Source organism: Kitasatospora sp. NPDC003701 (assembly GCF_053587085.1).
The window spans coordinates 45,705-52,703 of the sequence record NZ_JBSFNM010000067.1 but is presented as its reverse complement, the minus strand read 5'-3'; the positions used below and the strand labels follow the sequence as shown (position 1 = coordinate 52,703).

The 6,999-nt window shown below is 72.2% G+C and carries 2 protein-coding genes; one reads left to right on the top strand and one right to left on the bottom strand.

Translation table 11 applies throughout. From position 1 onward, the window contains the following. Positions 1-133 precede the first annotated feature (133 nt). Positions 134-5,656, bottom strand: coding sequence for a pullulanase-type alpha-1,6-glucosidase (gene pulA / locus ACWDRR_RS37700; RefSeq protein WP_449776791.1), 5,523 nt, complete (start codon positions 5,654-5,656; stop codon positions 134-136). A 319-nt stretch (positions 5,657-5,975) separates the two neighbouring features. On the opposite strand from pulA, the gene ACWDRR_RS37695 reads away from it, so the two are divergent. Continuing rightward, positions 5,976-6,941 (top strand): phosphatase PAP2 family protein, encoded by a 966-nt coding sequence (locus tag ACWDRR_RS37695; RefSeq protein ID WP_449776790.1) that lies wholly within the window; start codon positions 5,976-5,978, stop codon positions 6,939-6,941. Positions 6,942-6,999 lie beyond the last annotated feature (58 nt).

The window sequence follows — 6,999 nt, the reverse complement described above, 5'->3', positions numbered from 1 at the left end:
TGCTGGAGGCGGCCGAGCGCGGCCTCTGGGAGCAGCCCGACCCGGCGCTGATCGAGCAGCTCCAGGCGGCGTTCCTGGAGACCGAGGGCGACCTGCCGCCCGGAGGCGGTGCGGGGCCGGGTGCGACGGTCCGTCAGCCCTGGACGAAGACCGCCACGGTGCGGCCCGGCACGGTGAAGGTGCCGGTCGCCGCGGCGAAGCCGGCCTGCCGGACCACCGGGTCGGACCCGCCGGCCTGGACGGGGTGCAGCGCCTGCGCCGTCCCCCGCAGGGCGGCCACGGTCTGGCTCTGCGCGGTGGGCGTGGCGTTGAACACCACCGTGACGCCCTTCTCCGCACCCGCCAGCCCGGTGCCGTCCAGGTGCAACGTGATCACCCCGGGCGTCTCGCCGGCCGTGCCGGAGAGCGGGTAGGAGAGCCGCTGCTGCACGGCGGCCAGGGTCGGCAGCGAGAACAGCGGCGAGCCCTGCTTGATCCGCAGGAACTGCTGGTACTGCGCGCCGGTCGCCCGGATGTCGGCGGCGCCCACCGCCAGCCGCGGATCGGCCAGCAGGGACTTGGCGGCCGGCCACATCTCCTTGTTGTCGGCCGCCATCGGCACCCCGCGGCCCCAGCCGTTGCCCCGCGAAGGGTCCCACTGGATGGCGTTGAACCAGTCGCCCGAGTCGTAGGAGTTGGCGTCCAGCGACTTGGAGCGCAGCAGGTCGCTACCGGCCTGGACGAAGCCCGGCCCCTGGGTGAGCGCGGTCAGCGAGAGCGCGAGCGCCTGCATCCGGGCCCGGTCGGCGGGCGCGGTGGCGGCGGGCAGCTTGTACGCCAGCGCGTCGAACAGGTCGGTGTTGTCGTGCGCGTCGACGTACTCCACCGCCTCGCCGGGCCCGGCCGCGTACCCGGTCGGGGCGCCGTTGTAGTCGACGCCCGCGCCGGTGACGGCCCTGCCCGCGCTGTCGGTGAAGGAGTACCCGGCCAGATTGCCGGTGAGCGCCACCTTCAGCTGGTCCATCTGCTTCAGCAGCCGGGCCTTCTGCTCCGCCGCGGTGCCGTTGGCGGGCGAGCCGTTGGGGTCGGTGAACAGGCCCGAGGCGAAGCCCTGCTGCGGGGCCGAGGAGAGCTGGAAGTTGCCGCCGCGCGCCGCGTCCCGGATCCGGTCGTCGAAGGTGGCGATGCCGGTGCCGGCCATGTTCAGCTGGGTGGCCTGCTCGAACCGGGCGTTGTTCGCGACGACGCCGAAGTTCCAGCCCTCGCCGTAGAGGAAGACGTTCTTCCCGTCGACGCCGTCCGAGTCCGGGGTCATCCTGCGCAGCGCGGCCTGCACGTCCAGCATGGTGGACTTGGGATCCAGGCCCATCAGGTCGAAGCGGAAGCCGTCGACCTTGTACTCGCGCGCCCAGGTGGTCACCGAGTCCACCACCAGGCGGTTCATCATGGCGTGCTCGGGCGCCGTGTCGGCGCAGCAACTGTCCGTCGTCACCTTGCCGTTGGCGTCCAGCCGCTGGTAGTAGCCGGGGACGACCCGGTCCAGCACCGAGTGCTCGGCCTGACCGGCGGCGGCGGTGTGGTTGTAGACCACGTCCAGCACCACGCGCAGCCCGGCCTCGTGGATCGCCTGCACCATCCGCCGGAACTGCACGGTACGGGCGGTGCCCTCCGGATCGGTGGCGTACGAGCCCTCCGGCACGTTGTAGTGCAGCGGGTCGTAGCCCCAGTTGTAGGCGTCCGCGGCGGCGACGGCCGCCACGCACTCCTGCTGCTTCTCGCTGTCCGCCGCCAGCGCCTCGAGGTCGCAGGCGGGCAGTTGCTGCTGGGCCCGGTTCTCCCGGATGGTGGCGATGTCGAAGGTCGGCAGCAGGTGCACGGTGGTCACCCCCGCCCCGGCCAGCTCGCGCAGGTGCCGCATCCCGGCCGACTGCGACTCGGTGAAGGCCAGGTAGGTACCACGCTCGGCGGCCGGCACGGTGGTGTCCTCGACCGAGAAGTCCCGGACGTGCAGCTCCTGGATCTGCTGCTGCGCGGGCGGCACGGCCTTCGGGACGGCGTGGTTCTCCCAGCCCTGCGGCTTGAGCTCCTCGGCGGCGAGGTCGGCGACCAGGCTGCGCCCGGAGTCGGTGGAGAGCGCCACCGCGTAGGGGTCGGTGACGGTGTTGACCACCAGCTGCTGGACCGACGGCGCCCAGACCTTCACCTGGTACAGGTAGTACTTGCCGTCCAACTCGGCCTTGTCCCGGACGAGTTCCCAGACGCCGGTCTCGTCGTCCAGCTTCAGCGGCACCGTCCTGGAGGTGCCGCCGGCCGGGCCGTCGAAGAGCTGGACGGAGACCTCCCGCGCGGTCGGCGCCCAGACCGACAGCGCCACCTTGCCGTTGTAGTAGGCCGGACCGAAGTCCACCCGGCCGGTGCGGCGGGCGTACAGGTCGTCCAGGACGCCCGGGATCTGCACCCCGGTGGCGGCCAGGGCCGCGCCGCTGGGCAGGTGCTCGGTGAAGAGCAGCTGGCTGCGGAGCGCGGCGGGCACCCGGGCGGCGTCCCGGGCGTCCACGGTGAAGGCCCGGTAGCCCGCCAGGTGCGGGTACTCGGCCTTCTGCGCCGCGGTCAGGCCGCCGGCGGCGGGCACCAGCCGGATCCACTGCCCGGGCCTGCTCAGCACCCCCTTGTCCGCGCGGATGCCGCCCTCGGGGTCGTACACCAGCTGGGCGCTGGTGCCGCCGGCCAGGGCGGCGTCGTTCGCGCCGTAGCCGGCGGGCACCACCACCGTCCGGGCGTCGATCCACTGGGCCTTGGCGGAGCCGAGGTCCAGCTGGGAGGAGGCGGCGGCGTTCTGCGGCAGCAGGTAGCCCTCCCGGCCGCCGAGGATCCAGACCTCGCGGCCGTTGACGGCGAGGTCCAGCGACTGGTCGTTCGGCAGGTCCTTGTCGTTGCCCCGGTGCAGGATGTAGCTGAGGCTGGTGGCGCCGGGGGCCAGCGGCACCTCGAAGACGGCGCCGAAGGCGTCGCGGCGGGCCGGCAGCAGCGGGTTGCCCCAGTCGGTCGGGGCGGCGGCGCCCGTCCAGTCGTGCAGCCCCCAGCCGTCGTAGTTCCCGTCGGCCCGGTTGTAGTGGATGACCGCGGTGTTCGCGGGCTGGGTGTCGACCGGCCCGGGGTTGACCGTCCGGACGGCCGGGTCGCCCTCCTTGAGCCAGATCTCGCCGGTCGCGCCGACGTCGATGTGGCGGTCGGCGTCCACGTCCTTGACGCCGCCCTTCTCCACGACGAAGCCGACGTCCGAGGCCCCCTCCTTCAGCTTCACGTAGGCGAAGGCGCCGTACGCGTCGCGGCCGGTGAAGCCGTGCCCGGCCGGCCAGGTGGTGGTCTCGCCGTCCGCGAGGTCGCCCCAGGCGTAGAGGTTCCAGCCGTCGTAGTCGCCGTTCGTGCGCTGGTAGTGCACGACGGCGTAGGGGCGGGCGGTGGCGCTGGGCGCCGGCGTGGGGGCCGGGGTGCCGGTGGTGAAGCTGCCGGTGGCCGAGCGCAGGTGGCCGCCGGAGTCCTGGACCACGGCCTTGTAGCGGACCACCGTGCCGGGCTTCACGGCGCCCAGGTCCTGGGTGACCCGGTACGTCCCGTTGTCGGCGGTGCCGAGGGTCTGCCAGGGCGCGTCGCCGATCTGTGCGGCGAAGGTGACCCGGTCGAAGCCGCCGCCGCCGACGTCCGCGCCGACGGTGACGGTGCCGGTGGAGCCGTCGGCCGGGGTCCGCAGCGTGAGCTGCGGCGCGGCCGCGACGGGCGCGAGCTTCGCGCCGGCCCTGAACACCACCGAGGAGAGCGCGGGCACGGTGACGGTGACCTTGCGGTCCGCGCCGCTGGTCAGCCGCTCCCCCGCCGCCGGGTAGATCCGGTCGAAGCCCTGGCCGGCCGAGAAGGTGTCCAGGGTGACGGTCTTCGCCCCGGTGGCGTTGTTGACCGCGACCAGGTACTCGACCTGCTGCCCGGCGTCGATCCGGGAGAAGGCGTACACGCCCGCGCCGTCGGCGGCGTACCGCTCGATCTGGGCGCCGTCGCCGAGGGCCGGGTGGTCGCGGCGCAGCGCGGCCAGCCCGGCGATGCCCCGGTAGAGCTCGCCGTCCCGGCCGTAGCGGTCGGCGGAGCCGGCGGGGCCGCCGAGCACCCGGTCGCCGTTGTACGAGGGGGTCTGCGAGGCGAAGAGGTCCTGCCGGGCGTCCTTGTCGCCGCCCGCGCCGGTGAAGCCCTGCTCGTCGCCGTAGTAGACGACCGGCTGGCCCCGGGTGAGGAACTGCAGCTCGGTGCCGAGCCGGTCCTTCTTCAGCAGGGTGGCCTCGTCGGCGCCCGGGTTGTCGCCGACCAGGAAGGACCCGAAGCGGCCCATGTCGTGGTTGCCGAGGAAGGTCGGCAGCTCGTAGGCGTCGGTGTCGGCGGTGGTGTAGCGGTAGTCCTGCCCGTACACGTCGGCGAGGCCGCGGGCCGAGCCGCCCTGGGAGACGTAGGAGCGGGCGGCGTTCTGGAACGGGAAGTCCAGGGTGGCCTGGAGCCGGCCCTTGGTGACGTACGGCGAGGTGATCGCCGGGTCGCCGGAGTAGACCTCGCCGAACATGAAGAACTTCTTGTTGCCCTGCTTGGCGGCGAAGTCCTTGAGCGCGGGGGCCCACTGCTGCCAGAAGGCCATGTTGACGTGCTTCACGGTGTCGATCCGGAAGCCGTCCACACCGGCGTCCTTGACCCACTGCTGGTAGACCTTCTCGAAGCCCTTGACCACCTTGGGGTTCTGGGTGTCGAGGTCGTCCAGGCCGGAGAAGTCGCCCTCGGTGGCGGACTCGCCGACGAAGGTCGAGTCACCCCGGTTGTGGTAGAGCGCGGGGTCGTTGAGCCAGGCCGGGGTCTTGGCACCGGTGTCGGCCGGGTTGCGGAAGACCGGGCTGTAGGGGAACGAGTCCTTGGTCAGCCGCGGGAAGGCGGCGCCGGACCCGACGCCCGCGTCGGCGGCGGCGGTCTCGTCGACCGGCCGGCCGTCGGCGTCCAGCACCGGGTAGGCCCCGGTGGAGCGGTAGCCGTACTGCTTCTGCGCGTAGTCGAGGACGTCGGCGGTGTGGTTGGTGATGACGTCGAAGAAGACCTTGATGCCCCGGGCGTGCGCCTTGGCTATCAGCTCCTTGAGCTGCTCGTTGGTGCCGAAGTGCGGGTCGACCTGGGTGAAGTCGGTGATCCAGTAGCCGTGGTAGCCGGCCGAGGCCTGGTCGCCCGAGCCCTGGACGGGCTTGTTCTTGAAGATCGGCGCCATCCAGATCGCGGTGGTCCCGAGGTCCTGGATGTAGTCGAGCCGCTGGATCAGGCCCGCGAGGTCGCCGCCGTGGTAGAAGCCCTTGTCGGCCGGGTCGAGGCCGTGGTCGAGCCAGCTGCCGGTGATGCCTCCGGTGTCGTTGGCCCGGTCTCCGTTGGCGAAACGATCCGGCAGGACGAAGTAGAACTGCTCACGGGTGAGGTCGTGCCGCCCGACGGTGGCGGCCAGCGCGGCGTCCGAGGGCGGGCCGGGCGGGGCCGCGGCGAGGGCCGCGGGAGCCGCGGTGCCGAGGGTGGCGGCGGTCAGCGTCGCGGCGAGCAGTACGGCCGTGCGGCCGGGTCTGCGGGTGGGGGTGGTGCTCCGCCGGCGGCGGGGCGGGACATCGGCCACAGAGGGCTCCCTTGCGGGGAAAGGGGTGTCGAGTTGCCAGGACGCTAGCGGTCTGCAATCTGTTTCAGCAAGATGCAGAAACGGTTTCGGTCCTGGAAATTCGGCCCCTCGAGCCCGCTGCCCGCCCCCCGATTGCGCCACCCGATCCGACCGGCGTGACAATAGGACGTATGCCCGTCCCACCGGTTCGTACCAGACCCCACAGCGCCCCCTACCCCGGTGGGAGTCGTCCCCTACCCCTCAAGGGGGACAGTCGGTGAAGAATCCACTTCCAGAGGATGAGCAGACGGCTACGGGACGTCTGGCAGACTTCTCGTTCATGGGGGAACCGACCGAGATCCAGCAGACCGGCGCCGAGCGCGCCGGTGCGGCGCACGGTGGCGGTTCCGCAGCGGGCCAGGCCGCCTCCGGCCGGATGCCCGACGGAGCCACCCGCGTCGCCCAGTCCCGCTCGGCCGCGCTGCGCGGCCGCATCCGTGACCAGCGCCGCTCGCCGGCCCGGCCGCGGATCTGGTTCGAGCTGGCGCTGATCGCGATCAGCTACTGGGTCTACTCCCTCGTCCGCAACGCCGTCCCCGAACAGGAAGCGATAGCCCAGAAGCACGCGAGCTGGATCTGGGACTTCGAGCAGAGCTTCGGCTTCGCCGTCGAGCGCTCGGTCAACCACGCGGTCGACAAGGCGTCGTGGCTGATCGTGGGGATGAACTACTACTACGCGACGCTGCACTTCATCGTGACCATCGGCGTCCTGGTCTGGCTCTACCGCCGCCACCCCGGCCGCTACGTCGCGGCCCGCACGGTGCTGTTCGTCACCACCGGCATCGCCCTGGTCGGCTTCTACTTCTTCCCGCTGGCCCCGCCCCGGCTGATGACGGACGGCGGCTTCATCGACACCCTCAAGGTCCACAACACCTGGGGCTCGATGGCGTCCGGGCCGGCCACCCACGTCTCCAACCAGTACGCGGCGATGCCCTCGATGCACATCGGCTGGTCGCTCTGGTGCGGTCTGACCATCTTCTTCCTGGCCCGCGCGGCCTGGGTCCGCGCGCTCGGCCTGCTCTATCCGGTCGCCACCCTGGTGGTGATCGTCTCGACCGCCAACCACTTCTGGATGGACGCCGTCGGCGGCGTCGTCTGCCTCTCGGTCGGCTTCCTCGCGGCCCGGCTGATCTACCACGTCTGGGTCTACCGATTGCCGAGGATCCCGGCCCGGGAGACGGCGGAGGAGCCGATCACCGTGCCCGAGCAGTGGAGTGCGCCCGCCGTGAGCGCCGGGCGGCGCTGAGCGACCGGGGTACGGCGAAGGGCCCGCGGAGCGATCCGCGGGCCCTTCGCCGTACCCG